The organism is Citrobacter sp. RHBSTW-00944 (genome assembly GCF_013615435.1).
GTDB lineage: Bacteria > Pseudomonadota > Gammaproteobacteria > Enterobacterales > Enterobacteriaceae > Citrobacter > Citrobacter braakii.
The window spans coordinates 3566251-3590895 of sequence record NZ_CP055418.1; the positions used below are offsets into that span (position 1 = coordinate 3566251).

25 protein-coding genes and 1 pseudogene are annotated in these 24645 nt (G+C 50.5%); 16 read left to right on the top strand and 10 right to left on the bottom strand.

The annotated features are described in order from the left end of the window. Positions 1-60 precede the first annotated feature (60 nt). Positions 61-702 (top strand): lipoyl(octanoyl) transferase LipB, encoded by a 642-nt coding sequence (lipB, locus tag HV334_RS17240; protein WP_016152231.1) that lies wholly within the window; start codon positions 61-63, stop codon positions 700-702. Between the two features lie 206 nt (positions 703-908). Further along, entirely contained in the window at positions 909-1874 is a 966-nt protein-coding gene (lipA, locus tag HV334_RS17245; RefSeq protein WP_003022702.1) for a lipoyl synthase, read from the top strand. A 76-nt stretch (positions 1875-1950) separates the two neighbouring features. Here lipA and tatE read toward each other — a convergent pair whose 3' ends face one another. Both tatE and HV334_RS17255 read right to left on the bottom strand, forming a co-directional pair. After that, positions 1951-2154, bottom strand: a complete 204-nt coding sequence (tatE, locus tag HV334_RS17250; RefSeq protein WP_016152230.1) for a twin-arginine translocase subunit TatE — start codon at positions 2152-2154, stop codon at positions 1951-1953. A gap of 128 nt (positions 2155-2282) precedes the next feature. After that, positions 2283-3070 (bottom strand): annotated as a pseudogene (locus HV334_RS17255) (deaminated glutathione amidase). A 90-nt stretch (positions 3071-3160) separates the two neighbouring features. Here HV334_RS17255 and crcB point away from each other — a divergent pair. Further along, complete coding sequence (crcB, locus tag HV334_RS17260; RefSeq protein WP_003831281.1) at positions 3161-3544, top strand: fluoride efflux transporter CrcB; 384 nt, start codon at positions 3161-3163, stop codon at positions 3542-3544. 51 nt (positions 3545-3595) lie between these two features. Here the strand turns inward: crcB and cspE are convergent, their stop codons facing one another. Then, positions 3596-3805 carry a transcription antiterminator/RNA stability regulator CspE gene (gene cspE / locus HV334_RS17265; RefSeq protein WP_000034825.1) on the bottom strand — a complete coding sequence of 70 codons (210 nt, stop codon included), beginning with the start codon at positions 3803-3805 and terminating at the stop codon, positions 3596-3598. Positions 3806-3994: 189 nt separating this feature from the next. Continuing rightward, positions 3995-4558: a lipid IV(A) palmitoyltransferase PagP gene (gene pagP / locus HV334_RS17270; RefSeq protein WP_345943264.1), complete on the bottom strand. Its 564-nt coding sequence runs from the start codon at positions 4556-4558 to the stop codon at positions 3995-3997. 451 nt (positions 4559-5009) lie between these two features. On the opposite strand from pagP, the gene dcuC reads away from it, so the two are divergent. Beyond that, positions 5010-6392 (top strand): anaerobic C4-dicarboxylate transporter DcuC, encoded by a 1383-nt coding sequence (gene dcuC / locus HV334_RS17275; RefSeq protein WP_047501759.1) that lies wholly within the window; start codon positions 5010-5012, stop codon positions 6390-6392. A 149-nt stretch (positions 6393-6541) separates the two neighbouring features. Here the strand turns inward: dcuC and dpiA are convergent, their stop codons facing one another. Further along, positions 6542-7222 carry a two-component response regulator DpiA gene (gene dpiA, locus HV334_RS17280; RefSeq protein ID WP_016152226.1) on the bottom strand — a complete coding sequence of 227 codons (681 nt, stop codon included), beginning with the start codon at positions 7220-7222 and terminating at the stop codon, positions 6542-6544. Further along, positions 7191-8852, bottom strand: a complete 1662-nt coding sequence (gene dpiB, locus HV334_RS17285) for a sensor histidine kinase DpiB (protein ID WP_181220687.1) — start codon at positions 8850-8852, stop codon at positions 7191-7193. The genes dpiA and dpiB overlap by 32 nt, the downstream gene beginning before the upstream one ends. A 388-nt stretch (positions 8853-9240) precedes the next feature. On the opposite strand from dpiB, the gene citC reads away from it, so the two are divergent. The 8 genes from citC (at position 9241) to rna (ending at position 16895) form a co-directional block, all read left to right on the top strand. Beyond that, a complete protein-coding gene (gene citC, locus HV334_RS17290; protein WP_016152224.1) occupies positions 9241-10317 on the top strand; it encodes a [citrate (pro-3S)-lyase] ligase in 1077 nt (358 codons plus the stop codon). Then, positions 10314-10610 (top strand): citrate lyase acyl carrier protein, encoded by a 297-nt coding sequence (citD, locus tag HV334_RS17295; RefSeq protein WP_181220688.1) that lies wholly within the window; start codon positions 10314-10316, stop codon positions 10608-10610. Before citC ends, citD begins: the two co-directional genes overlap by 4 nt. Continuing rightward, positions 10607-11515, top strand: coding sequence for an aldolase/citrate lyase family protein (locus tag HV334_RS17300; RefSeq protein ID WP_019076252.1), 909 nt, complete (start codon positions 10607-10609; stop codon positions 11513-11515). Before citD ends, HV334_RS17300 begins: the two co-directional genes overlap by 4 nt. Positions 11516-11524: 9 nt before the next feature. Continuing rightward, positions 11525-13057 carry a citrate lyase subunit alpha gene (gene citF, locus HV334_RS17305; protein WP_016152222.1) on the top strand — a complete coding sequence of 511 codons (1533 nt, stop codon included), beginning with the start codon at positions 11525-11527 and terminating at the stop codon, positions 13055-13057. 3 nt (positions 13058-13060) lie between these two features. Beyond that, positions 13061-13615, top strand: coding sequence for a citrate lyase holo-[acyl-carrier protein] synthase (gene citX, locus HV334_RS17310; protein ID WP_181220689.1), 555 nt, complete (start codon positions 13061-13063; stop codon positions 13613-13615). Next, positions 13584-14489: a triphosphoribosyl-dephospho-CoA synthase CitG gene (gene citG, locus HV334_RS17315; RefSeq protein WP_016152220.1), complete on the top strand. Its 906-nt coding sequence runs from the start codon at positions 13584-13586 to the stop codon at positions 14487-14489. Before citX ends, citG begins: the two co-directional genes overlap by 32 nt. 25 nt (positions 14490-14514) lie before the next feature. After that, a complete protein-coding gene (gene citT, locus HV334_RS17320) occupies positions 14515-15978 on the top strand; it encodes a citrate/succinate antiporter CitT (RefSeq protein ID WP_016152219.1) in 1464 nt (487 codons plus the stop codon). Positions 15979-16088: 110 nt separating this feature from the next. Then, a complete protein-coding gene (gene rna, locus HV334_RS17325) occupies positions 16089-16895 on the top strand; it encodes a ribonuclease I (protein ID WP_049282446.1) in 807 nt (268 codons plus the stop codon). A 41-nt stretch (positions 16896-16936) separates the two neighbouring features. Here the strand turns inward: rna and HV334_RS17330 are convergent, their stop codons facing one another. Beyond that, positions 16937-17560, bottom strand: coding sequence for a flavin reductase family protein (locus tag HV334_RS17330; RefSeq protein WP_016155958.1), 624 nt, complete (start codon positions 17558-17560; stop codon positions 16937-16939). 96 nt (positions 17561-17656) lie between these two features. Continuing rightward, positions 17657-18487: an alpha/beta hydrolase gene (locus HV334_RS17335; protein WP_016152216.1), complete on the bottom strand. Its 831-nt coding sequence runs from the start codon at positions 18485-18487 to the stop codon at positions 17657-17659. A gap of 275 nt (positions 18488-18762) precedes the next feature. On the opposite strand from HV334_RS17335, the gene rnk reads away from it, so the two are divergent. Both rnk and uspG read left to right on the top strand, forming a co-directional pair. Next, the gene (gene rnk, locus HV334_RS17340) at positions 18763-19173 is read left to right on the top strand and encodes a nucleoside diphosphate kinase regulator (RefSeq protein WP_005120853.1); all 411 of its coding nucleotides are present in this window, start codon (positions 18763-18765) and stop codon (positions 19171-19173) included. Positions 19174-19360: 187 nt separating this feature from the next. Next, on the top strand, positions 19361-19789 hold the full coding sequence (uspG, locus tag HV334_RS17345; protein WP_016152215.1) for a universal stress protein UspG: 429 nt from the start codon (positions 19361-19363) through the stop codon (positions 19787-19789). Between the two features lie 250 nt (positions 19790-20039). On the opposite strand, the gene ahpF is transcribed toward uspG, so the two are convergent. Both ahpF and ahpC read right to left on the bottom strand, forming a co-directional pair. Further along, entirely contained in the window at positions 20040-21605 is a 1566-nt protein-coding gene (gene ahpF / locus HV334_RS17350; RefSeq protein ID WP_181220690.1) for an alkyl hydroperoxide reductase subunit F, read from the bottom strand. Between the two features lie 154 nt (positions 21606-21759). After that, positions 21760-22323 (bottom strand): alkyl hydroperoxide reductase subunit C, encoded by a 564-nt coding sequence (gene ahpC, locus HV334_RS17355; protein WP_004859485.1) that lies wholly within the window; start codon positions 22321-22323, stop codon positions 21760-21762. Positions 22324-22697: 374 nt separating this feature from the next. On the opposite strand from ahpC, the gene dsbG reads away from it, so the two are divergent. Both dsbG and HV334_RS17365 read left to right on the top strand, forming a co-directional pair. Beyond that, entirely contained in the window at positions 22698-23444 is a 747-nt protein-coding gene (dsbG, locus tag HV334_RS17360) for a thiol:disulfide interchange protein DsbG (protein WP_153690627.1), read from the top strand. Positions 23445-23649: 205 nt separating this feature from the next. Then, the gene (locus tag HV334_RS17365) at positions 23650-24570 is read left to right on the top strand and encodes a LysR family transcriptional regulator (protein WP_181220691.1); all 921 of its coding nucleotides are present in this window, start codon (positions 23650-23652) and stop codon (positions 24568-24570) included. Positions 24571-24645: the final 75 nt, after the last annotated feature.

Here is a 24645-nt window from a genome sequence, read left to right on the forward strand (position 1 = left end):
AACCCCTCCCCCCTGTGATATACTTTTCCCCTCTTTAACATTCTCTACGGAGATGCCGTTTTGTATCAGGATAAAATTCTGGTCCGCCAGCTCGGTCTTCAACCTTACGAGCCAGTCTCTCTGGCCATGCATGAATTTACCGATACCCGTGATGAAAACAGTCATGATGAAATCTGGCTGGTAGAGCATTATCCTGTCTTCACCCAGGGTCAGGCAGGTAAAGCTGAGCACGTATTGATGCCGGGAGATATTCCGGTGATCCAGAGCGATCGTGGCGGTCAGGTGACCTACCACGGGCCAGGCCAACAGGTCATGTATGTGCTGTTGAACCTGAAGCGTCGTAAACTTGGCGTTCGCGAACTGGTTACGCTGCTGGAGCAAACCGTCGTGAATACCCTTGCCGAAATCGGCATTGACGCCCACCCGCGAGCCGATGCGCCTGGCGTATACGTGGGTGAGAAGAAAATCTGTTCTTTGGGATTACGTATCCGTAAAGGATGTTCATTTCACGGCTTAGCGCTCAACGTGGATATGGACTTGTCGCCTTTCCTGCGTATCAATCCTTGTGGTTATGCCGGGATGGAGATGGCGAAAGTATCGCAGTGGGATAGCACAGCCACGACCGAGAGCATTCGCCCCCGCCTGCTGGCCAACATCTTCGCGCTATTGGGTAACCCACCGCACGAGTACATCGCGGACTGAAAATACGGTCATACTTTGCCACGGCATATGTTGTGGCAAATGGCACAAAACAACAACTATTTTACATTTTGCCAGCCTGTCAGGCTGCTTTCTGGCCCGTTTCAATGATATACTGCGTATCACTAATTCAAAAATAGTTGATAAATGCAACATTCCCTTGAATTGAAACGCTTTCCTTCGTAATTCGCAACTGGAACACGCAAGCTATGAGTAAACCCATTGTGATGGAACGCGGTGTTAAATACCGCGATGCCGATAAGATGGCTCTTATCCCGGTAAAAAATGTGGCAACAGAGCGTGAAGCCCTGCTGCGTAAACCGGAATGGATGAAAATAAAACTGCCAGCGGACTCCACTCGCATCCAGGGCATCAAAGCGGCAATGCGCAAAAATGGCCTGCACTCTGTCTGCGAAGAAGCTTCCTGCCCTAACCTGGCTGAATGTTTCAATCACGGAACAGCAACCTTTATGATCCTCGGCGCAATCTGTACTCGCCGTTGCCCATTCTGTGACGTTGCCCATGGCCGTCCAGTTGCTCCTGACGCCAACGAGCCGTTAAAACTGGCTCAGACGATTGCAGACATGGCGCTGCGCTATGTCGTGATTACCTCCGTTGACCGCGACGATCTGCGTGACGGCGGCGCTCAGCACTTTGCTGACTGCATCACCGCGATTCGTGAGAAAAGCCCGTCGATTAAAATCGAAACGCTGGTGCCTGACTTCCGTGGTCGTATGGATCGCGCGCTGGATATCCTCACAGCCACGCCGCCGGACGTGTTTAACCACAACCTCGAAAACGTACCGCGTATTTATCGTAATGTACGCCCTGGGGCTGACTACAACTGGTCACTGAAGCTTCTGGAACGCTTCAAGGAAGCACACCCTGAGATTCCGACCAAATCGGGTCTGATGGTGGGTCTGGGTGAAACTAATGCTGAAATCATTGAGGTCATGCGCGACCTGCGTAGCCATGGCGTGACCATGCTGACGCTGGGGCAGTATTTACAGCCAAGCCGCCATCACCTCCCGGTTCAACGCTATGTAAGCCCGGATGAGTTCGATGAGATGAAAGCAGAAGCCATGGCTATGGGCTTTACCCACGCTGCTTGCGGTCCATTCGTGCGCTCTTCATACCATGCTGACATGCAGGCCAAAGGGCTGGAAGTGAAGTAATCGTGTAATACTCACTTACATATCAGCAATAAAAAACCGGCAAATCGCCGGTTTTTTTCATGCAGAGTTTGCAGAATTACTCTTTATGAGAAAGCTTCTCAGCCTGAACGCTACCATCAGCCTCTTTCTTGGCATCGGCATTATCGTCGTTCATTGCTTTCTTGAAGCCCTTGATTGCCGTCCCCAGGTCTCCACCCAGAGTACGTAACTTCTTGGTACCAAACAGCAGAACAACCAGTGCGGCAACCACCAGCAGTTTGGTAATACTAATCTCACCCATAGATACCTTCTTGACTTAAACCAGGCTACATAAAGCGCCATATTAACCTGAGAATATTAACGGCCTTTCGACGCGCGCACACAATAGCAATCTGTAACAAGGTGAATCAAGCCTTGTTTAAAAAAACGTCATAATAATTGCGGTGGCGCAAAGCGTCGGTTACTTAACACCGGAAGTTGTGCCCTGACCTGCCTGACCCGCTCGGCGGAAACCTCGGCCATAATGAGCGCGGGCGTTTCAGCCGCCGCCGCAATAGTCACGCCAAAGGGATCGATGACCCGGCTTTGGCCGATATTCTTGTTACCGCACTCTCCGGCCGCAACCAGATAACACGTGGCATCCAGCGCTCTTGCCGCCAAAAGCGTGGCCCAGTGATGCTCTTTTAACGATCCCCGCACCCAAGCCGCAGGTAAAACGAGAATCTCAGCCCCCTGCAACGCATGCGCCAGCGCCAGCTCAGGGAAGCGCAGGTCATAGCAGGTCATTAGCCCTACTTTTAATCCGCCTACGTCCAGCAGCGGCGCTATGGCGTCCCCTGCATCGACATTACGTGACTCCTGAATCGAAAAGGCGTCATAGAGATGTAATTTAGCGTAATGGGCCACTACCCGACCAGCCCGTAGCGCCACCAGCATGTTAAATGCCCGGCCTGGCACAGAGGGAACATGAATCGTCAGGATTGTCGTCATCTCATTTTGTGCGCTTTCTCGCAACAAACGCGTCAGAAACCCACCTTCCAAAAGCTGAGCTGATTTCACTGACAGGTCAGGGTCTAAATCGTCACGCGCCAGCAATGCCTCCGGTAATACCAGTAGCGACGCCCCTCTCCTGCAGCCTGAGACATCAGTAAGGCGCAGGTTTCTGCATTTTTTTCCCATGAAGGTCCCACGGCAAATTGCCCTGCTGCAACGAACATATTCCCTCCAGAAAACTTTGTTAAGCTCGCCAACAACAATTATTCAGCGTTACACTCACCCTCTATACAATCAAATAGCAGGATTACGCAGTGTTACAACTCCTTTTAGCGGTTTTTATCGGTGGTGGCACAGGTAGCGTAGCAAGATGGATGTTGAGTATGCGGTTTAACCCGCTGCATCAGGCCATTCCATTCGGTACGCTGGCTGCAAACTTACTTGGCGCATTTATCATTGGTATGGGTCTGGCATGGTTTAATCGCATGACAAATATTGACCCAATGTGGAAGGTGCTGATTACTACTGGCTTTTGCGGGGGACTGACAACGTTTTCCACTTTCTCTGCTGAGGTAGTGTTTTTACTGCAGGAAGGACGCTTTGGTTGGGCTATGGTGAATGTACTGGTTAATCTGTTGGGATCATTCGCGATGACCGCTCTGGCATTCTGGTTGGTATCTGCCTCTCCCGCACATTGAAGCGAAAAAAACCCGCAATTAAGCGGGTTTTGAATGCTTGCTGTCGTATGCTTACAGAGCGATTACGTTTGCAGCAGAAGGGCCTTTGGCACCGTTAGTGATTTCGAACTCTACACGCTGACCTTCAGCCAGAGTTTTAAAACCATTGGTCTGGATTGCAGAGAAGTGTACGAACACATCTTTGCTGCCATCTTCCGGAGTAATGAAACCGAATCCTTTGGACTCATTAAACCACTTAACGTTACCTTTAATCTTAGACATCAAAATTACCTTTACATGAAAAATAGACACAAATGCTGTGTCGGGTATCAGTACAACAATTGTGGTGCACTTTGTCCAGTCGAACTTTATCAAAAAGTGATAAATGTCGCGTTATTTTTCAGTTAAACTTCCTATCACTATGTTTTTAAAAGATTTTTCAATAAACCACCTGACAATACAGGTAGTCCATCAAAACTGGAACCGCATCCACGCAAAGTAGACGTTGCCGTTGTTATACGTTCCAGGAATGTAGGTCATCTGAAACGTTGCCGGACCATAACCAATTGATGCCAGCGGTAACAGCACCGGTACCGGAATGTAGTTCCAGTTATCACGCGCGGTGAAACCGGCGGTAAAGCCGAGACCTGTATGGAAGTTTTCATCAGCCAGCGGTCGCCAGGTTTTTTCCCAGCCATAGCCGCCAATGGGTTCCCATTTATTGTAGGAATCCTTAAACGCCATGATATAAACTCCGTGCCAGTTACCTTTATCATCCCAACGGGATTGACCAAATCCTGCACCCCACGGCCGTTCATTGTAGCGATCCGTTTTTTCTTTATCGTAGGCAAAACGCGCATGCCAGGTAATAGCAGGTACATACAGATCATAATGTTCCGGCTGCTGCCAGGTTTCACGGACATTATCTTTAAAAGTAGCAAACCAGCCTTTATCTTCAGCAGCCACCTGGGAAGTGAAAGCTAACTGAATAAAAATAAATGAAAAAATGAGAAAATATCGTTTAGCGAAAATCACAACTTAATTACCATCCTGGGATTTATTATTAATTTTAGCAAACCCAACCTTAATGTCAGCTTAACAAAAATGCGCAAATAAAAAATCAGAATATTCCTCAGCCTATAAGTTATCCCTTTATTTACTGAGCCATTTCATAGGAACTATTTTCTCTTTATTGCCAATAAATTGTGCTTTCCTGCGGCGAGAATTAAATAACATCACAATAAATTAACAATAAGTCATCAATATCACCACAAAACACACACACCAACGCTGCGCTTCACAGTTTTTTATTGTGATATTGTTTTTTTAATCGCGATGCTGAAAAAACGGCTTAGCCATCGCTTGAATCCGTATTTTTATTGATTTCAATCAGCAAGAGTTATCGGTTTATTAGGCACATTCTGTCACCACTTTTTACTTTTTTTAGTTTTTTAACTTTCTGGGCAGCAATGCGACAGGGGAAACAATGTTGACATTTATTGAACTCCTTATTGGGGTTGTGGTTATTGTGGGTGTAGCGCGCTACATCATTAAAGGTTATTCCGCGACAGGCGTACTGTTTGTCGGCGGTCTGGTTTTGCTGATTATCAGTGCGTTGATGGGCCATAAAGTTTTGCCGTCTAGCGCGGCAACAACGGGCTATACGGCAACAGACATTGTTGAATATATTAAAATTTTGCTGATGAGCCGTGGCGGCGATCTCGGCATGATGATTATGATGCTGTGTGGTTTTGCCGCCTACATGACGCATATTGGCGCGAATGATATGGTGGTTAAGCTGGCCTCTAAGCCGCTGCAGTATATCAATTCACCTTATCTGCTTATGATTGCCGCCTATTTTGTCGCCTGCCTGATGTCCCTGGCGGTCTCTTCAGCAACCGGTCTGGGCGTATTGCTGATGGCGACATTGTTCCCGATCATGGTTAACGTTGGGATTAGCCGTGGCGCCGCAGCGGCCATTTGCGCCTCCCCAGCCGCTATTATTCTTTCGCCAACATCCGGTGATGTAGTGCTGGCTGCAAAAGCCGCGGAGATGCCGCTGATCGATTTCGCGTTTAAAACCACGTTGCCAATTTCCATTGCCGCCATCATTGCTATGGCGATTGCCCACTTTTTCTGGCAGCGTTACCTGGATAAAAAAGAGAACATTTCTCATGAAATGTTAGATGTGGCTGAAATTACCACTACCGCCCCGTCGTTTTACGCCATCTTGCCATTTACCCCGATCGTTGGCGTCCTGATTTTCGATGGAAAATGGGGCCCACAGCTGCATATCATTACGATTCTGGTGCTGTGCATGCTCATCGCTGCTGTACTGGAGTTCGTACGAGGATTCAACACCCAGAAGGTTTTCTCGGGTCTGGAAGTCGCCTACCGTGGTATGGCGGATGCCTTTGCTAACGTGGTGATGCTGTTAGTCGCGGCGGGCGTTTTTGCCCAGGGTCTGAGCACAATCGGCTTTATTCAGAGTCTGATTTCTATCGCCACCTCGTTTGGCTCCGCGAGCATTATTCTGATGCTGGTACTGGTGATCCTGACTATGCTGGCGGCAATGACCACGGGGTCCGGTAACGCACCTTTCTATGCTTTCGTTGAGATGATCCCGAAACTGGCGCACTCTTCTGGTATTAACCCGGCTTACCTTGCTATCCCGATGCTGCAGGCATCAAACCTTGGACGCACAATCTCTCCGGTCTCCGGTGTGGTTGTCGCTGTCGCAGGGATGGCAAAGATCTCTCCGTTCGAAGTAGTGAAACGTACCTCGGTTCCGGTACTGGTTGGACTGCTGGTTGTGATTATCGCAACTGAAGTGATGGTGCCGGCGACGTCCGCCCTGATTGGCGGTTAACGATAACTGTCAGTATCTGACCTTGATACGCAAAATCATTTAAGCTGCATCAAGGCGGCAAGTGAAGACATCCCCAGTACCATAGATAATTATGTGACTGGGGTTTCTTCACGCAGCCCACAAAGAGGCAGCTTCAAGGATGACGTGAATTAGCCGCCGTGATAAATACGCTGCGGCCTTCCCACCTTACCGTGAATAATCTCCGCAATAATCAAATGACGGCTGGCACAGTACTCCAGGTAGCGCCTGGAGGTGGTACGGCTGATAGTGAGCGCCTGGGCGATCGTTTCCGCAGTATGATGTACCGTCGGATCGGCAAATAATTTCAACACCGCATTCAGCGTTAACGCATCAATTCCGGTCGGCAAATCGCCTTTCGGTTCGCCGCGCGCATAAGCATTAAACATTTCATCAATCTGCTTTTGACTGGCGCTGTCATTACCGGCCAACATGCGTCTGCGCTGTTGATAACGCGTCAGCGTCTGTCCCAGGCGCTCGTAGGCAATGGGTTTAACCAGATAATCAAACGCGCCGCTGCGCACGGCCTCGGAGACCGTTTCCATGTCGCTGGCCGCCGTGGTAAACACCACGCCGCCCGGATAACGCGTCTGGGTTAGTTCATGCAACAACGTAATTCCCTTGCCGTCCGGCAAGTAGTTATCGAGCAGAATCAAACCGGGCTTAAAACGCTCAATCATCATCCTCGCTTGCGCAAGATTACCCGCCAGCCAAATCTGGCTGAAGCCGGGTATATGGCGGATATATTCAGCATGCATTTCCGCCAGTAGCGTTTCATCCTCAACGATCAATAGCGTTAATGGTTCCGTCATTATTTTTTTTCACTTTCGGAAGAAATAAAGAAAATAAGGTGCCGCAGGGGGAGTTATCTTCGAGTGTAATCACCCCGTTACAGCGCCTCACATAACTTGCAATCAGATACAAACCGATGCCATGTTCACCTGGTTCATCGGTACGGGTGCTCACACCCTGTTCAAATATTTTTTCACGCAATGCTTCCGGTACACCGCATCCCTGATCGGCAACTTCGATGATCACGTCATCCCCTTCATCGCTCAAATAGAGTTCGACGATCTTGTTGCCTTGCTGGGTGCGCAAGCTCGCTTCAAATGCATTATCAAGCAGATTGCCAACAATTGCTGCAAACTCTGTGCTATCCAGCCCCTCAGGGAGTTGATGCAGTTGACTGCCAGGAACGATAGTCATAGTGAGGCCCAGTTCACGTGCACGCTGCACCTTGCCAAACAACAGACCGGCTACCTGACGATCGGCAAACGCGCCACGCAGGCTGTCAATCAGTTGCTGTTGCGCCTGCGACTCCCCCTGCACCATTGCCAGCACCCGGTCATACTCTTTCATTTGCAGCAGGCCATTAATGGTCGACATCCAGTTAAGGTGTTCATGACGCAGCGTTCTCAGGCTCTCTACATACTGTTTGATCTGCGTTAATTGCGCATTAAGAGTAGCAATTTCATCTTTACTACGAAAACTGATGATTGCCCCAAGCAGTTCATCGCCGGAGCGAATCGCCTCTCGGTTAGCGATAACGCTCAGGCCATTAAAGTTCACCATCGCGTCCTGTCGTTTTTCCGCAATCTGCTGGGTGAAAAAGTCAGTCGGCTGAACCACCTCACTAACCGGTTTTCCAAGCCACTTTCGTCCAGGCGAAGACAGTCCCAGCATTTTCCTCGCGCTGCGGTTTATTGCGGTGATATACCCATCAGGGTCCACGGCGATCAAACCTTCATATACCGAGCTGAATAGTGCTTCCTGCTGACGCACTACCCGCGCGATTTGCTTAGGCTCCATCCCCATCATCTGCCGGCGAATATGGGCGGCAAATAACCAGGAGAGCAGCATAAGTACCAGCAACAGCAGGATAAACACCCCTGCCATTGGGAGTAAAAAGTCCGATCGCCAGCTATCGATTTTACTGATCAGATAGCCAATTGAGACCACGCCAATAATTTTGCCATCGTCATCAAAGATGGGCGTTTTGGCGCGCATCGCCATCCCAATCGACCCTTTGCCGGTAATAAAGTAACTTTCCCCTCTTTCCAGCGCGCCGGGTTTAGTGAACTGCATCGGGTAGCCAATTTTTTCCGGATTTGGGTGGTAAAGGCGGACAGAGTTGGTATCCCCGATCACCACATAGTCGAAGTCAGTCCCGCTCTGCAGTTTGTCGGCAATGGTCGCCAGACGCTTGTAATCACGATGCTTCACCGCCGCGATGATACTGTCGTTAGAGGCGATGATTTTGGCCTGGTTCATCGCCATATCGCGGACATGCGTTGCCAGATAATCTTCAAAGCTGGCGGTAAAGTATTGTGCTAACGCGGCGATAATAAAAACAGAAACGACCAAAATAAGCAGAAAGATACGCAATGGAAACGCCAGACTGCGAAAAAAAGGAAACCGTGTTTTATTTTTCTGCTCTGCCATATTTCTTCCTCAGCGACGATACCCAAAACTTATTTCTCATTGTAGTTGTAATAAAAATGTTTTATTTGCAAGTTGCGGTATAAAACAGGATCGTTGCAGATTCCCCACCTTAAATCAATTAAACAAATTAAAACCACACGCTATTTCGGAGTTAAATTAATTAAAAAACTTAAAACCATAAAACACATTAAAACCTTCTAACTTATTGTGAAATAAATCAAAAATTACCTCCAAAATACTCCTTACGATGTATGCAGCAGGGAAAAGAAGAAATACTCCGTAATAAAAAACATTCCCTTCAATTGCAAACAAGAAGTTATCAGGTTGCTAAACAGAGCAACAAAAACAGAAACCCAGTAACAAATATAGCATCGGGGCTCTATTCACTATGTTCGGTAATAATATATTCACGCAAGTTAAACGCTCAGAAAATAAAAAGATGGCGGCTATCGCGCAATTTCTGAAAGAGAATGATTTGAGCGTTGATACAACTGTCGAAGTATTTATCACCGTCACCCGTGATGACCGCCTGATTGCCTGCGGCGGCATTGCCGGCAATATCATAAAGTGCGTCGCCATCTGCGAATCCGTAAGGGGTGAAGGCTTAGCGCTGACGCTGGCGACCGAGTTAATCAACCTCGCCTATGAGCGCCACTGTACGCACCTCTTCATCTATACCAAAACCGAGTACGAGTCGCTGTTTAAGCAGTGCGGTTTTTCTACGCTGACCAGCGTTCCCGGCATTATGGTGCTGATGGAAAACAGCACCACACGTCTGAAACGCTACGCTGAATCACTGGCGAAACAGCGCCATGAAGGGAAAAAAATTGGCTGTATCGTCATGAACGCCAACCCCTTCACCAACGGACATCGTTTTCTGATCCAACAAGCAGCCGCGCAATGTGACTGGCTGCATCTGTTTTTGGTGAAAGAAGATACCTCGCGTTTTCCGTATGAAGACCGACTGGATCTGGTGCTTAAAGGGACAAAAGACATTCCACGTTTAACCGTTCATCGCGGTTCGGAATACATCATTTCCCGCGCCACATTCCCGTGCTACTTCATCAAAGAGCAGAGCGTTATTAACCACTGCTATACCGAAATAGACCTGAAAATCTTCCGCCAGTATCTGGCCCCGGCTCTTGGCGTCACGCACCGCTTCGTCGGTACCGAGCCGTATTGCACCGTCACCTCCCAGTACAACAACGATATGCGCTACTGGCTGGAGACCCCAACGCTTCCCGCCCCACCGATTGAACTGGTGGAAATTGAGCGGCTGTGCTTCCAGGAGATGCCGATTTCTGCCTCCTGGGTGCGCAAGCTGCTGGTTAAAAAAGATCTCACGGCTATCGCATCCCTGGTCCCTGACGCCACGCTGCACTATCTGCAAAGCATGGTTGAGCGGGCCTCATCGGGTGCGGCAGTCCGCCAAAATACCCCCGCATTAGCAACAGGTGAAAAATGAAAATAAACCAGGCAGCCGTCGCAGGCACACTCGAGTCCGGTGATGTGATGATTCGCATCGCCCCACTCGATTCGCAGGATATTGACCTGCAGGTTAACAGTAGCGTCGAAAAGCAGTTCGGTGATGCCATCCGGGCCACCATTCTGGACGTTCTGGCCCGCTACAACGTACGCGGCGTGCAATTAAATGTTGATGATAAAGGCGCACTGGACTGCATTTTACGTGCGCGACTGGAAGCACTACTGGCCCGCGCTGGCGGTATTCCGGCACTGCCATGGGAGGATTGCCAGTGATTAGTGAATCTTTGCAGCAACGTAAAACCCGTACCCGCCGCAGCATGCTGTTCGTACCGGGCGCCAATGCCGCCATGGTCAGCAACTCGTTCATCTATCCGGCAGATGCGCTGATGTTCGACCTGGAAGACTCCGTCGCGCTGCGCGAGAAAGATACTGCTCGCCGTATGGTGTACCACGCGCTGCAGCATCCGCTGTATCACGACGTTGAAACTATCGTGCGCGTAAACGCCCTCGACTCCGAATGGGGCATTAACGATCTCGAAGCCGTGGTACGCGGCGGCGCTGACATCGTGCGTTTACCGAAGACCGATACCGCGCAGGACGTCATCGACATCGAAAGCGAAATCCTGCGTATCGAGAAAGCCTGTGGCCGTGAGCCCGGCAGTACCGGTCTGTTAGCTGCCATCGAATCGCCGTTAGGCATTACCCGCGCGGTAGAAATTGCCCACGCTTCCGAGCGCCTGATCGGTATTGCACTGGGTGCGGAAGATTATGTGCGTAACCTGCGCACTGAGCGCTCTGCGGAAGGGACTGAACTGCTGTTTGCCCGCTGCTCTATTTTGCAGGCGGCACGCTCTGCCGGCATTCAGGCGTTCGACACCGTTTATTCCGATGCCAACAACGAAGCGGGTTTCCTGCATGAAGCCGCACACATCAAGCAACTGGGTTTTGACGGTAAGTCGCTCATCAATCCGCGCCAGATCGAGCTCCTGCACAACCTGTACGCGCCGACACGCAAAGAGCTGGCTCACGCGCGCCTGGTCGTGGAAGCCGCTGAAGCCGCCGCTCGCGAAGGCCGTGGCGTAGTTTCCCTGAACGGCAAAATGGTCGACAGCCCGGTTATCGAGCGCGCCCTTCTGGTTATCTCCCGTGCAGAACTTTCAGGCATTCGCGAAGAATAAGGCAAAAAAATGACGCAGAAAATCGAACAGTCTCAACGCCAGGATCGCGTGGCGACCTGGAGCCGTCATGCAGAAAGTGAGCTTTCCGCTTATCAGAGCACCGCAAAAGTAGAATTACAGGCGCAAAAACCGCGCGACAAAAAGCTGTGCGCTAACCTGGAAGACGCCATTCGTCGTTCAGGTTTACAGGATGGCATGACCATCTCTTTCCACCACGCTTTTCGCGGTGGCGATCTGACGATTAACCTGGTGATGGACGCCATCGCCAGAATGGGCTTTAAAAATCTGACGCTGGCCTCCAGCTCCCTGAGCGACTGTCATGCTCCGCTGGTTGAGCACATCCGCCAGGGCGTGGTCAGCCGTATTTACACCTCCGGGCTGCGTGGCCCGCTGGCGGAAGAGATCTCGCGTGGCCTGCTGGCCGAGCCTGTGCAGGTCCACTCCCATGGCGGCCGTGTACACCTGGTGCAAAGTGGCGAACTCAGTATTGATGTGGCGTTCCTCGGCGTACCGTCCTGCGACCAGTTTGGTAACGCTAACGGCTATACCGGTAAAGCGTGCTGTGGTTCACTGGGCTATGCCCGCGTCGATGCCGAAAATGCAAAACAGGTTGTCCTGCTGACTGAACAGCTGCTGACCTATCCGCATAACCCGGCCAGCATTACGCAGGATCAAGTGGATCTGATTGTACAGATCGATCAGGTCGGCGATGCGGACAAAATCGGTGCTGATGCGACACGCATGACCACCAACCCGCGTGAACTGTTAATCGCCCGTAGCGCGGCAGACGTCATTGCTAACTCCGGTTACTTCAATGAAGGCTTCTCACTGCAGACAGGAACCGGCGGCGCTTCTCTGGCCGTTACTCGTTTCCTGGAAGACAAGATGCGCAGCCGCGATATCCGTGCTGACTTCGCCCTGGGCGGCATCACCGCTACCATCGTTGACCTGCACGAAAAAGGCCTGATTCGCAAACTGCTGGACGTACAGAGCTTTGACCGTAACGCGGCTGAGTCGCTGGCCCGTAATCCAAACCACATTGAGATCAGTGCCAACCAGTATGCCAACTGGGGCTCAAAAGGCGCCTCCGTCGATCGTCTGGACGTCGTGGTGCTGAGCGCGCTGGAAGTTGATACCAGCTTCAACGTTAACGTACTGACCGGTTCTGACGGCGTACTGCGCGGCGCATCCGGCGGTCACTGCGATACTGCGGTTGCAGCTGCGCTTTCCATCATTGTCGCTCCGCTGGTTCGCGGACGCATCCCGACGCTGGTTGATAACGTCCTGACCTGCGTAACCCCGGGCTCCAGCGTAGACATCCTGGTCACTGACCACGGTATCGCCGTTAACCCTGCGCGTCCGGAACTGGCTGAACGTCTGAAAGAAGCCGGTATGAAAGTGGTGTCCATTGAATGGCTGCGCGAACGTGCACAGCAGCTCACCGGTCAGCCACGCGCTATCGAATTCACCGACCGCGTGATTGCCGTTGTGCGTTACCGCGATGGCTCGGTGATTGACGTTGTGCATCAGGTGAAGGAATAAGCCATGCGCCTGCTCCCTGAACACGCCACCCAAAACGCGGTTTCGATTCCCGAGCTGCTCGCCAGCCGGGATGAGAGACAAGCAAGGCAACATGCCTGGCTGACGCGTCATCACGCGCCACTGGTCTCGTTTACCGTGGTCGCACCGGGTCCGATTAAAGACAGCGCATTAACCCGTCGCATCTTTAATCACGGCGTCACCGCCCTGCTCGCGCTGGCGGAAAAATCCACCTGGATTGTCAGGGAGCAAACGTCGCTGGTTTCTGCCAGCGGTCCGGAAGGTCTTTTGTCTATTGAGGCCCCGGCCCACGATCTCAAGCTCGCCACGATTGAACTTGAGCATTCACATCCGCTGGGACGGTTATGGGACATCGATGTCCTGACCCATGAAGGGGAAATTCTGTCCCGGCGTCATTTCGCACTCCCTGCCCGCCGCTGTCTGCTGTGCGAGCAAAGCGCTGCCGAATGCGCGCGAGGTAAAACCCACGCGCTTTCCGACTTACTCTCTCAGATGGAGGCACTGCTGCATGATGCCGATTCCCGCAACATCAACCAATAACGCAGTCCTTCCTCTGGATCTGCCTGACGCTTACGCAACGCTTGCGTGGCGGGCCATGTTGACTGAAGTCAACCTGTCGCCCAAACCGGGTCTGGTGGATCGTATTAACAACGGCGCACATAAAGATATGGCGCTGGAAGATTTTCATCGCAGCGCTGAGGCAATTCAGGCCTGGCTGCCGCGTTTTATTGAATATGGGGCGTTTAGCGCACAGCTGTCGCCTGAAGATGTATTGAAAGGACTGCGCCCACTGGGCATGGCCTGCGAAGCCGATATGTTTCGCGCCACCGAAGGGGTAAACACCCATAAAGGGAGCATCTTTTCACTGGGGCTGCTGTGTGCCGCCATTGGCCGCCTGCACCAGCTCCAACTAACTGTTACCGCTGAAACCCTTTGCTCTACGGCAGCAACATTTTGCCGTGGCCTGACCGAGCGCGAACTGCGCCAGAACAATCAACAACTCACGGCTGGCCAACGTCTTTATCAGCAACTGGGATTAACCGGCGCACGGGGCGAAGCCGAAGCGGGATACCCGCTAGTCATCCAGCATGCCCTGCCGCACTACCGCGCACTGCTGACTCAGGGCCGCGATCCTGAACTGGCGCTACTCGACACATTATTGCTGCTGATGTCTATCAATGGCGACACCAACGTGGCTTCACGTGGCGGCGCAGAAGGTCTGCGCTGGCTACAGCAGCAGGCCACAACTCTATTGCAGCAAGGGGGGATTCGCACCCCTGCCGATCTCGAATACCTGCGCCAGTTCGACCAACAGTGCATTGAACGCAACCTCAGCCCAGGAGGCTGCGCCGATCTGCTGATCGTCACCTGGTTCTTAGCTCAGATTTCACAAGTTCATCATTATCACAATTAAAGATCCTTTCCGGAGAATCACACACATGTCTTTAGCAAAAGATAAAATATGGAAATTACTGGCCCCATTGGTCGTAATGGGCGTCATGTTTCTTATCCCTGTCCCTGATGGAATGCCCCCGCAAGCCTGGCACTATTTTGCCGTTTTCGTGGCAATGATTGTTGGGATGATCCTGGAGCCAATCCCGGCAACAGCGATAAGCTTTATCGCCGTAACGATCTGCGTCATCGGCAGCAACTATCTGCTGTTTGATGCTTCAGAGCTGGCCGACCCGGCGTTTAAAGCGGGTAAGCAAGCGCTGAAATGGGGTCTGGCAGGCTTCTCCAGCACGACCGTGTGGTTGGTGTTTGGCGCGTTTATCTTCGCGCTGGGCTATGAAGTCACCGGTCTGGGTCGTCGTATCGCGCTGTTCCTGGTAAAATTCATGGGTAAACGCACCCTGACGCTGGGCTACGCGATTGTCATCATCGACATACTGCTGGCGCCGTTTACACCGTCCAACACCGCGCGTACCGGTGGTACCGTATTCCCGGTTATCAAAAACCTGCCGCCGCTGTTTAAATCATTCCCGAACGATCCGTCCGCGCGCCGTATCGGTGGATATCTGATGTGGATGATGGTAATCAGTACCAGCCTGAGCTCCTCTATGTTTGTTACCGGCGCTGCACCTAACGTACTGGGTCTGGAATTCGTCAATAAAATTGCCGGTATTCAAATCAGCTGGTTGCAATGGTTCCTCAGCTTCCTGCCGGTTGGTATTATTTTGCTGATCGTTGCTCCGTGGCTGTCCTATGTTCTTTACAAGCCAGAAGTTACTCACAGTGCTGAAGTTGCCGCGTGGGCTGGTGATGAACTGAAAACCATGGGTAAACTGACGCGTAAAGAGCTGACCCTGATCGGTCTGGTTCTGCTCAGCCTGGGTCTGTGGGTCTTTGGCGGTAAACTGATTGATGCGACCGCTGTGGGTCTGCTGGCAGTCTCGCTGATGCTGGCACTGCACGTTGTCCCGTGGAAAGACATCACCCGTTATAACAGCGCATGGAACACCCTGGTTAACCTCGCCACGCTGGTCGTTATGGCGAATGGTTTAACCCGCTCAGGCTTCATCGACTGGTTCGCCAACACGATGAGCTCGCACCTGGAAGGCTTCTCGCCTAACGCGACCGTGATCGTTCTGGTGCTGGTGTTCTATTTTGCTCACTACCTGTTTGCCAGCCTTTCCGCACACACCGCCACCATGCTGCCGGTTATTCTGGCCGTCGGCAAAGGCATCCCGGGCGTTCCGATGGAACACCTGTGTATCCTGCTGGTACTGTCCATCGGTATCATGGGCTGTCTGACTCCGTATGCAACTGGCCCTGGCGTTATTATCTACGGCTGCGGTTATGTGAAGTCCAAAGACTACTGGCGTCTGGGTGCTATCTTCGGCGTTATCTACATCTCTATGCTTTTGCTGGTCGGCTGGCCGATTCTGGCAATGTGGAGCTAATTATTCGGGTTCCCGCCTGATGAAAATGATGCCAGTCAGCTAAACCTGACTGGCATTTTTTATGATTAAATAGATGATATTCAGAATTGATATAAGTATCCGAAATCATCATGACATCAACATGGCGTTATTCTTCGCTGCTGGCAGCACTTCTGCTCCCAGTTTCTGTAGCTCAGGCCGATGAACTTCAGGCAAAACAGTACGCTGATTTTGACAGCTACGTGCTGGCCCTCTCCTGGCAAACCGGATTTTGTCAGAGCCAACACGAGCGAAATCGTCAAGAGCCCGACGAATGTCGTCTGCAAAAAGAGAGCGCGGACAAAGCAGATTTCCTGACCGTTCACGGTTTATGGCCCAGCCTGCCAAAATCCATCGCCGCCCGTGGAGTAGACAACCGCCGCTGGATGCGCTTTGGCTGCGCGACTCGCCCTATTCCCAACCTGCCTGAAGCGCGCGCCAGCCGTAAATGCGCGGCTCCCGAAACGGGCCTGTCGCTGGAAAGCGCGGCAAAACTCAGTGCCGTAATGCCCGGTGCCGGCGGGAGATCCTGTCTGGAACGTTACGAATATGCCAAACATGGCGCCTGTTTCGGTTTTGATCCCGACGCGTACTTCGGCACGATGGTACGGATGAATAATGAGGTTAAGAACAGCGAGGCTGGCAAATTCCTCGCAGAAAACTACGGCAAAACCGTCAGCCGCAGCGCATTTGACGCCGCCGTCGCTAAAAGCTGGGGCAGAGAGAACGTCAAAGCCGTGAAGCTAAGCTGCCACGGCAATCCGGCCTATCTCACAGAAATCCAGTTGTCCCTGAAAGCCGACACCATTAACCAGACGTTATCCGCACAGTCATTCTTACCGCAACCGCATCCGGGTAACTGCGGTAAACAGTTTATTATCGACAAAGTGGGATACTGAAAATAACGACCGGCGCGGCAAACTGGCGTCGGTCCATATGGTTAGCGTTTTGAACGAGCATCCGGGCGAACTAAATCAAAGCGGTGTGTTTCACTTATCGAATAATACGCCGTTGGCCCGCCCGCACGCAGTACCGGTTTTGCTTTCGCCGTCTGGTAGATGCCGCCTTCCAGTAGCGTTTCATCAATATGAATACCCACCACTTCTCCCAGCACCAGCCAGGTTTCAACAGGCGAACCATCAGCGGTGGTCAGTTGCAGACTTTGCGATAAGCGACACTCAAAATTGACCGGGCTTTGCGCCACCCGCGGCACGCTGACTATCCGACTATCTGCCTTACTAAGCCCGGCGGCAAAAAACTCATCTTCGCCGTGAGGCAAGCTGGCTGACGTTTCGTTCATTGCACTGGCCAACTCAAGAGTCGTCAGATTCCAGACAAACTCACCGGTGTCGATAATATTCTGCACGCTGTCTTTCCAGCCGCTGCTGGCGAAACCAATAATCGGCGGGTGATAATTAAAGCAGTTAAAGAAACTGTACGGTGCAAGGTTATGCCGACCGTCGCTGTCGCGGGAGGCAATCCAGCCAATAGGGCGCGGTCCAATGATGGCATTCAGCGGGTCATGCGGTAAACCGTGTCCTTGTGATGGTTGATAGAAATACATAGTGTTCTCTGTTGAAGTTAACATCAGCGCAGCACAAATTATGCTTCGCTCATCTCCCTGGAAAAAGAAGATCAGCGTAGAACAATCCGCTAAAGATTACGATTGAATAAAGTTGAGCAGATCGCCGTTGATCTGTTGTTTATGGGTAGTGCAAATGCCATGCGAACCGCCAACATACACCTTCAACTGCGCGTCCGGCAGTATTTCCGCCGCAACCTTTCCGCAGGTTTCAAACGGGACAATCTGATCGTCATCACCATGGATCACCAGCGTCGGAATAGTCATCTTTTTGAGATCCTCACGCAGGTCAGTTTCTGAAAACGCGTGAATACAGTCGTACAACGCTTTGATGGAACCTTGTAAGCCCTGTTCAACAAAGCTTTCACGAACGGCTTTCGACGCATTTACGCCCGGGCGGTTGTAGCCATAGAATGCAGCGGTCAGTTCATAGAAGAAGGCAGCGCGATCGTTTATCACTCCCTCACGGATGCCATCAAACACCTCTTTCGGCACACCATTTGGGTTAAAGTCTGTCTTGATCATTATGGGCGTCACCGCGCCGATTAACACCGCTTTGGCTACCCGCTGCGTTCCATGGCGTCCAATGTACCTCGCCACTTCCCCGCCCCCGGTAGAGTGTCCAACATGTACGGCATCTTTAAGATTGAGATGCGCGGTAAGTTCAGCCAGATCGTCAGCATACTGATCCATATTGTGACCATCCCAGGGTTGGGCTGAACGCCCATGCCCACGCCTGTCATGGGCGATCACCCGAAATCCTTTCGACCCGAGGAACAGCATCTGATCCTCAAACGCATCTGCCGTCAGCGGCCAGCCATGGCTAAAGACGATAGGCTGTCCACTTCCCCAATCTTTAAAATGCAAATAGCTGCCGTCTTTCAAGGTAAGTTTGTCGTACTGGCTCATGAGATCTCCTGTCGCGGAACACTGAGTTGTTTGACGCGCCCGCAGCGAGCGCTTAAAAAGCATAATGCAAATTGGAGAACGATCGCGTTTTTCGGCTAAAATCACACCATACGCAACAATATTGATGATTTGCCTGAATGTGAACTAAATCACTTCAAACCAGGGGTAAGTCTCAGTATCATCATAAAAGCTAAACCCTTGCCGCCTGACGGTGAGGGTTTTCTTTTGGGATTATTTACCTGCGCACCCGCAGTATCGACGACATGGAGTAACAAATGTCCAGACCAACTATCATCATTAACGACCTCGATGCGGAACGCATTGACCGCCTGTTGGAGCAACCTGCGTTTGCTGGTTTACCGATTGCCGACGCCCTGAACGCCGAGCTGGATCGTGCCCAAATGTGTTCACCAGAAACCATGCCGCACGATGTCGTGACCATGAACAGCCGCGTGAAATTCCGCAATCTGAGTGATGGCGAAGTCCGTGTGCGTACCCTGGTGTATCCGGCCAATATGACTGACAGCAGCACACAGCTTTCGGTAATGGCACCTGTTGGCGCTGCACTTCTGGGCCTGCGCGTTGGCGACACCATTCACTGGGAACTACCAGGCGGAACCTCAACACACCTCGAAGTAATCGAGCTTGAGTACCAACCTGAAGCTGCGGGCGACTACCTGCGCTAACTCTGTCTTATCAAAGCCACTCGCTTTATCTTACAGGGGATGCATCCGCATCCTCTTTCCGGTTAGTTCCCAGCTCCTGACTCTCACCTTATCTCCTGTTCGCAAAACATAAATCTGTGTCGTGACTGACAGAATCATTTTTAATACTATGCTGATATGTGTTCATGTAATGACAAGGAGAATGTTTATGTACAACACAATCATAATGCCTGTTGATGTATTCGAAATGGAACTGAGCGACAAGGCTATTCGCCATGCAGAATTTCTGGCACAGGAAAACGGGGTTATCCATCTGCTGCATGTGCTGCCAGGCTCAGCAAGCTTAAGCCTGCACCGCTTTGCAGCCGATGTCCGTCGTTTTGAAGAGCATCTACAACATGAAGCGGAAACCCGTCTGCAAACGATGGTCGGTCACTTCAGCATCGATCCTTCCCGTATTAAACAACACGTCCGCTTTGGCAGCGTACGTGACGTCGTCAACGAGTTGGGTGAAGAGTTGAATGCGGATGTGGTCGTCATTGGATCGCGCAACCCATCAATCAGCACTCATCTGCTCGGCTCAAACGCTTCCAGCGTTGTTCGCCACGCTACTCTGCCAGTGCTGGTTGTACGTTAATAGCCTCTAATTTGCTAAAGAAAACCCCTGCCAGGTTAATGCCTGACAGGGGTGACCATTAAAACGTAATGCAGGTTGATATAATAAAGAAAACGCCTCATCTTTCTTTGATGAAACTAATGGTCAGACTCATTAAATGAATGTGTTACGCGGTTTATTGTTTCAAGAATTGACAATCTGAAAGCGTGGAAATAAAAAACCGCCAGCGGATGGCTGACGGTTTTGGCATTGCAGGTGAGTCTTACTTTTTTTATGCTACTGTCGTGCGAATCAGATAATCAAACGAACTCAATGAGGCCTTCGCGCCTTCACCGGTCGCAATGATGATCTGCTTATACGGTACGGTGGTGCAGTCACCAGCGGCGAAAACCCCCTTCACGCTGGTTTCGCACTTGGCATCGATGATGATTTCACCCATGCGATTACGCTCGACGGCACCTTCCAGCCAGTTGGTGTTTGGCAGCAGACCTATCTGTACAAAGATACCCGCCAGTTCCACACTGTGAACGTCGCCACTCACGCGGTCGCGATACTCCAGGCCGGTGACTTTGCTGCCATCGCCTTTCACTTCTGTCGTTTGCGCATTCAGAATAATATCGACGTTTTTCAGACTGCGAAGCTTATTCTGCAGCACCTGGTCAGCCTTCATTTCAGGTGCGAACTCCAGCAGCGTCACATGTTCAACAATGCCTGCCAGATCAATAGCAGCTTCAACACCGGAGTTGCCGCCACCAATCACCGCAACGCGCTTGCCTTTGAACAGCGGGCCATCGCAGTGCGGGCAGTAGGTTACGCCTTTTGTGCGATACTGATCTTCACCCGGAACGTTCATGTTGCGCCATTTCGCACCGGTGGCAATGATAATGCTGCGTGCTTTCAGCACCGCACCGGATGCCGTTTCAATCTGATGCAAACCGCCTTCCTGCGCCGCCGGAACCAGTTTACTTGCGCTCTGGCTGTCGATCACATCAACATCATAGTCATCAACGTGTGCTTTCAGCGCGCCCGCCAGTTTCTGGCCTTCGGTTTTCGGTACCGAGATGTAGTTTTCAATATCAACGGTATCAAGAACCTGACCGCCAAAACGTTCGCCCATCAGACCGGTGCGAATACCTTTACGTGCAGAGTACACTGCCGCTGCCGCCCCCGCAGGACCGGAACCGACAATCAGCACGTCATAAGCATCACGTTTGTTCAGCTCTTGTGCCGCACGTTTTTCTGCGCCGCTATCTACTTTCGCCACGATCTCAGTCAGCGTCATACGCCCCTGACTGAACTCTTTGCCGTTCATATACACCGCCGGAACGCCCATCACGTTGCGATCGGTAATTTCGTTCTGGAATGTACCGCCGTCAATCGCCGTATGCTTGATGCGTGGATTCAGTACCGACATCAGGTTCAGCGCCTGTACCACGTCCGGACAGTTATGACAGGAAAGCGAATAATAGGTTTCAAACTCAAAATCACCGTCGAGATCGCGGATCTGCTCCAGCAACGCCTGCGCCTCTTTTGATGGATGACCACCGGTCCACAGCAGCGCCAGCACCAGGGAGGTAAACTCATGGCCCAGCGGAGAACCGGCAAAGCGCGGCCCCTGGTGAGAACCTGGATTAGTGATCAGGAACGATGGCTTGCGTACCGCCAGAGTATTGTCTTCTTTAAAGGTGACTTTTTCTGACAGTTCAGCAATTTCAGTCAGCAGTTCCTTGATTTCTGCCGATTTGGCGCTGTCATCCAGCGTAGCAATCAGCTCAACAGGTTTGGTCAGTTTCTCAAGATAAGCCTTGAGCTGGGTTTTCATATTTGTGTCGAGCATTCTTCTTCCCTCTCTGAAAACATCATCATGCAAGCCGACTTTGCGGGACTGCATTAATGCAACTTGCGTCATGGTGCTGGAATGAAACAGGCGCAAACTGCGCCTGTGGAATGGCCGGATGCACTGCGTTTATCCGGCCGACAAATTATGCGACTTAAATCTTACCGACCAGATCTAAGGATGGAGCCAGGGTCGCTTCGCCTTCTTTCCATTTCGCCGGGCAAACTTCACCTGGGTGAGAGGCAACGTACTGTGCGGCTTTAATTTTACGCAGCAGGTCAGACGCATCACGGCCGATACCTTCAGCGGTAACTTCGATTGCCTGGATGATACCCTGCGGGTCTACAACGAAGGTTGCGCGGTCAGCCAGACCTTCATCTTCACGCATGTTGTCGAAGTTACGGGTCAGGGCGCCAGTCGGGTCGCCGATCATCGCGTATTTGATTTTCGCGATGGTGTCAGAGCTGCTGTGCCACGCTTTGTGGGTGAAGTGGGTGTCAGTAGATACGGAATAGACATCTACGCCCAGTTTCTGCAGTTCTTCGTAATGGTCAGCCACATCACCCAGCTCGGTCGGGCAAACGAAAGTAAAGTCAGCCGGGTAGAAGAAGAAGACGCTCCAGCGACCTTCGGTATCTTTCTCGGTTACTTCGATGAACTCACCGTTTTTGAACGCCTGGTTTTTGAAAGGTTTAATTTTGGTATTAATCAAAGACATCTGTACTTCCTCCGTGTTTTCGTTGAGAGATAAGTTAACGAAAATCTCTTCGCAGGGCTAATGCGTTTCCTTTATCAAATCAATAAGCGTTAACTAACAACCCACTCAAACTCATGTTGTGAACCTAAAGATAAAAGTAAAAAAGGCCCCCTTTGCAGGGAGCCTCATTACCCGAGCTACCCGCAGGTAACGTCAGTGCCAGCAGGGCTGGCTATGTGTTGCGCTCTACATTACCTTAACAAAGGTCGTAACAGCGATTGGGATTACATCACCCCACTCAAGAAAGGGCAATCGACAGACGGTCGATCTTACCTATGGCTGCGATAGGTTTTGCAACTTAGCCCCCTTTCCTTCTGATTTTATAAGGAAAATCAATGTTTAAACGTACCTTACTCTTAACCCTGCTTCCTGCCGTGGTGCACGCCGAAGAACTTCCTGCTCCCGTTAAAGCTATTGAGAAACAGGGCATTACTATTCTGAAACCCTTCGACGCGCCGGGTGGAATGAAGGGCTACCTGGGAAAATACCAGGATATGGGCGTTACTATCTATGTTACGCCTGACGGCAAACACGCCATTTCCGGTTATATGTATAACGAAAAAGGCGAAAACCTCAGTAATACGCTGATAGAAAAAGAGATCTACGCCCCTGCCGGGCGCGAAATGTGGCAGCGAATGGAAAAAGCATCCTGGATTCTGGACGGGAAAAAAGAGGCTCCGGTCATTGTCTACGTGTTTGCCGATCCCTTCTGTCCCTATTGCAAACAGTTCTGGCAGCAGGCTCGCCCGTGGGTGGACTCAGGTAAAGTTCAGTTGCGCACATTACTGGTTGGCGTAATTAAACCCGAAAGCCCGGCTACCGCCGCAGCGATTCTGGCCGCAAAAGATCCGGCCAAGACCTGGCATGACTATGAGGCATCCGGTGGGAAAATGAAGCTACAAATCCCGACTTCCGTCTCACCGGAGCAGATGAAAGTGTTGAATATCAATCAAAAGTTGATGGATGATTTAGGCGCCAACGTCACGCCGGCTATCTATTACATGAGTAAAGACGATACGTTACAACAGGAAGTCGGCTTACCGGATAAGGAGAAATTAAACATTATCATGGGTAATAAATAAATGTGAAAAAATGAGTGGTTGTTATCATTCCCATGTCAATCACTCATTTAAATTAACTTTTTTGGTCAAAATTACGCAACATGTGCTATTTTTAGTTTAAATTAATAATTCATTAAGCACACAAACATAAATCACAAGAATATTCACAACTTAAAATATTTCAGAATTAAATTTTTCAAAACATGACCATCACAGGAAGGTATGTATGGCTAACCTCTATGACCTTAAAAAGTTCGATCTCAATCTATTGGTTATCTTTGAGTGTATTTATCAACATTTGAGTATCACTAAAGCTGCCGAAACTTTGTATATCACCCCCTCTGCCGTTAGCCAGTCACTGCAACGGCTACGCACACAATTTAATGACCCACTGTTTATCCGCTCCGGAAAAGGCCTAACGCCAACGATGATGGGGATTAACCTCCATCATCATCTTGAGAAAAACCTCAACAGTCTGGAGCAGACACTAAACATCATGAATAACTCCAGTCTGAAGAAAAAATTCGTTATTTACTGTCCACAACTGCCAACCATTATCAACATCGAGGAAGTTATTCATTTTCTCAGAGAAGACTCGCATGTCGAAATTGAGCACCATAACATACTCATCACTGCTGAAAGTACGGAAAATCTGTTGGCTTACAGAAAAGCAGATTTAGTCATTGCTACCGCTCCAGTGAGTAATCGTTCGATAATATGCTCGCCATTTAAAACTGCTGAAACAATATTAGTTTGCAACAAAAACCATCCGAGAATTAATGGAGAAAGTACGCTTGAAACAATATTAAAAGAACAGTTCACGCAACTTATCTCTGAAGATCCTGGCGTTAAAGAATACTGGCAAAAAACCAGCGCATTGCTGGCTAATCGAGATATTGGCTTCCGCAGCGACTCATTAATAACGATCATTAATATTATTTCAAACACAGATATCATAGGTCTGTTACCAAGAGATGTTTACGAACAATATATCGGCTCATTTAATTTAAAAGAGATCCGTATCGATATCCCCTTACCCAAAATAAATTTATTTTTGATGTATAACAGAGCGTCACTCAACAATACTGGCTTCGTTAATTTAATTAATAAAATAAATGATAAAAATGACCAAAGGACTAACAAGTAGAGCTTTACCTATTCATTTTATATTTTTATGAATGAAGGCAATTCAAAATAACCATGAATGTATTAAAACGTTGCA

What these genes read in the sequence shown, in the direction of transcription:
- citC (WP_016152224.1), top strand. Translation starts at nt 9,241, where the DNA reads ATGTTCGGTAATAATATATTCACGCAAGTTAAACGCTCAGAAAATAAA.
- dsbG (WP_153690627.1), top strand. Translation starts at nt 22,698, where the DNA reads ATGTTTAAACGTACCTTACTCTTAACCCTGCTTCCTGCCGTGGTGCAC.
- citX (WP_181220689.1), top strand. Translation starts at nt 13,061, where the DNA reads ATGCGCCTGCTCCCTGAACACGCCACCCAAAACGCGGTTTCGATTCCC.
- HV334_RS17330 (WP_016155958.1), bottom strand. Translation starts at nt 17,560, where the DNA reads ATGTATTTCTATCAACCATCACAAGGACACGGTTTACCGCATGACCCG.
- rna (WP_049282446.1), top strand. Translation starts at nt 16,089, where the DNA reads ATGACATCAACATGGCGTTATTCTTCGCTGCTGGCAGCACTTCTGCTC.
- uspG (WP_016152215.1), top strand. Translation starts at nt 19,361, where the DNA reads ATGTACAACACAATCATAATGCCTGTTGATGTATTCGAAATGGAACTG.
- citF (WP_016152222.1), top strand. Translation starts at nt 11,525, where the DNA reads ATGACGCAGAAAATCGAACAGTCTCAACGCCAGGATCGCGTGGCGACC.
- ahpC (WP_004859485.1), bottom strand. Translation starts at nt 22,323, where the DNA reads ATGTCTTTGATTAATACCAAAATTAAACCTTTCAAAAACCAGGCGTTC.
- rnk (WP_005120853.1), top strand. Translation starts at nt 18,763, where the DNA reads ATGTCCAGACCAACTATCATCATTAACGACCTCGATGCGGAACGCATT.
- citG (WP_016152220.1), top strand. Translation starts at nt 13,584, where the DNA reads ATGATGCCGATTCCCGCAACATCAACCAATAACGCAGTCCTTCCTCTG.
- lipA (WP_003022702.1), top strand. Translation starts at nt 909, where the DNA reads ATGAGTAAACCCATTGTGATGGAACGCGGTGTTAAATACCGCGATGCC.
- HV334_RS17335 (WP_016152216.1), bottom strand. Translation starts at nt 18,487, where the DNA reads ATGAGCCAGTACGACAAACTTACCTTGAAAGACGGCAGCTATTTGCAT.
- ahpF (WP_181220690.1), bottom strand. Translation starts at nt 21,605, where the DNA reads ATGCTCGACACAAATATGAAAACCCAGCTCAAGGCTTATCTTGAGAAA.
- tatE (WP_016152230.1), bottom strand. Translation starts at nt 2,154, where the DNA reads ATGGGTGAGATTAGTATTACCAAACTGCTGGTGGTTGCCGCACTGGTT.
- HV334_RS17365 (WP_181220691.1), top strand. Translation starts at nt 23,650, where the DNA reads ATGGCTAACCTCTATGACCTTAAAAAGTTCGATCTCAATCTATTGGTT.
- dcuC (WP_047501759.1), top strand. Translation starts at nt 5,010, where the DNA reads ATGTTGACATTTATTGAACTCCTTATTGGGGTTGTGGTTATTGTGGGT.
- dpiB (WP_181220687.1), bottom strand. Translation starts at nt 8,852, where the DNA reads ATGGCAGAGCAGAAAAATAAAACACGGTTTCCTTTTTTTCGCAGTCTG.
- dpiA (WP_016152226.1), bottom strand. Translation starts at nt 7,222, where the DNA reads ATGACGGAACCATTAACGCTATTGATCGTTGAGGATGAAACGCTACTG.
- citD (WP_181220688.1), top strand. Translation starts at nt 10,314, where the DNA reads ATGAAAATAAACCAGGCAGCCGTCGCAGGCACACTCGAGTCCGGTGAT.
- cspE (WP_000034825.1), bottom strand. Translation starts at nt 3,805, where the DNA reads ATGTCTAAGATTAAAGGTAACGTTAAGTGGTTTAATGAGTCCAAAGGA.
- citT (WP_016152219.1), top strand. Translation starts at nt 14,515, where the DNA reads ATGTCTTTAGCAAAAGATAAAATATGGAAATTACTGGCCCCATTGGTC.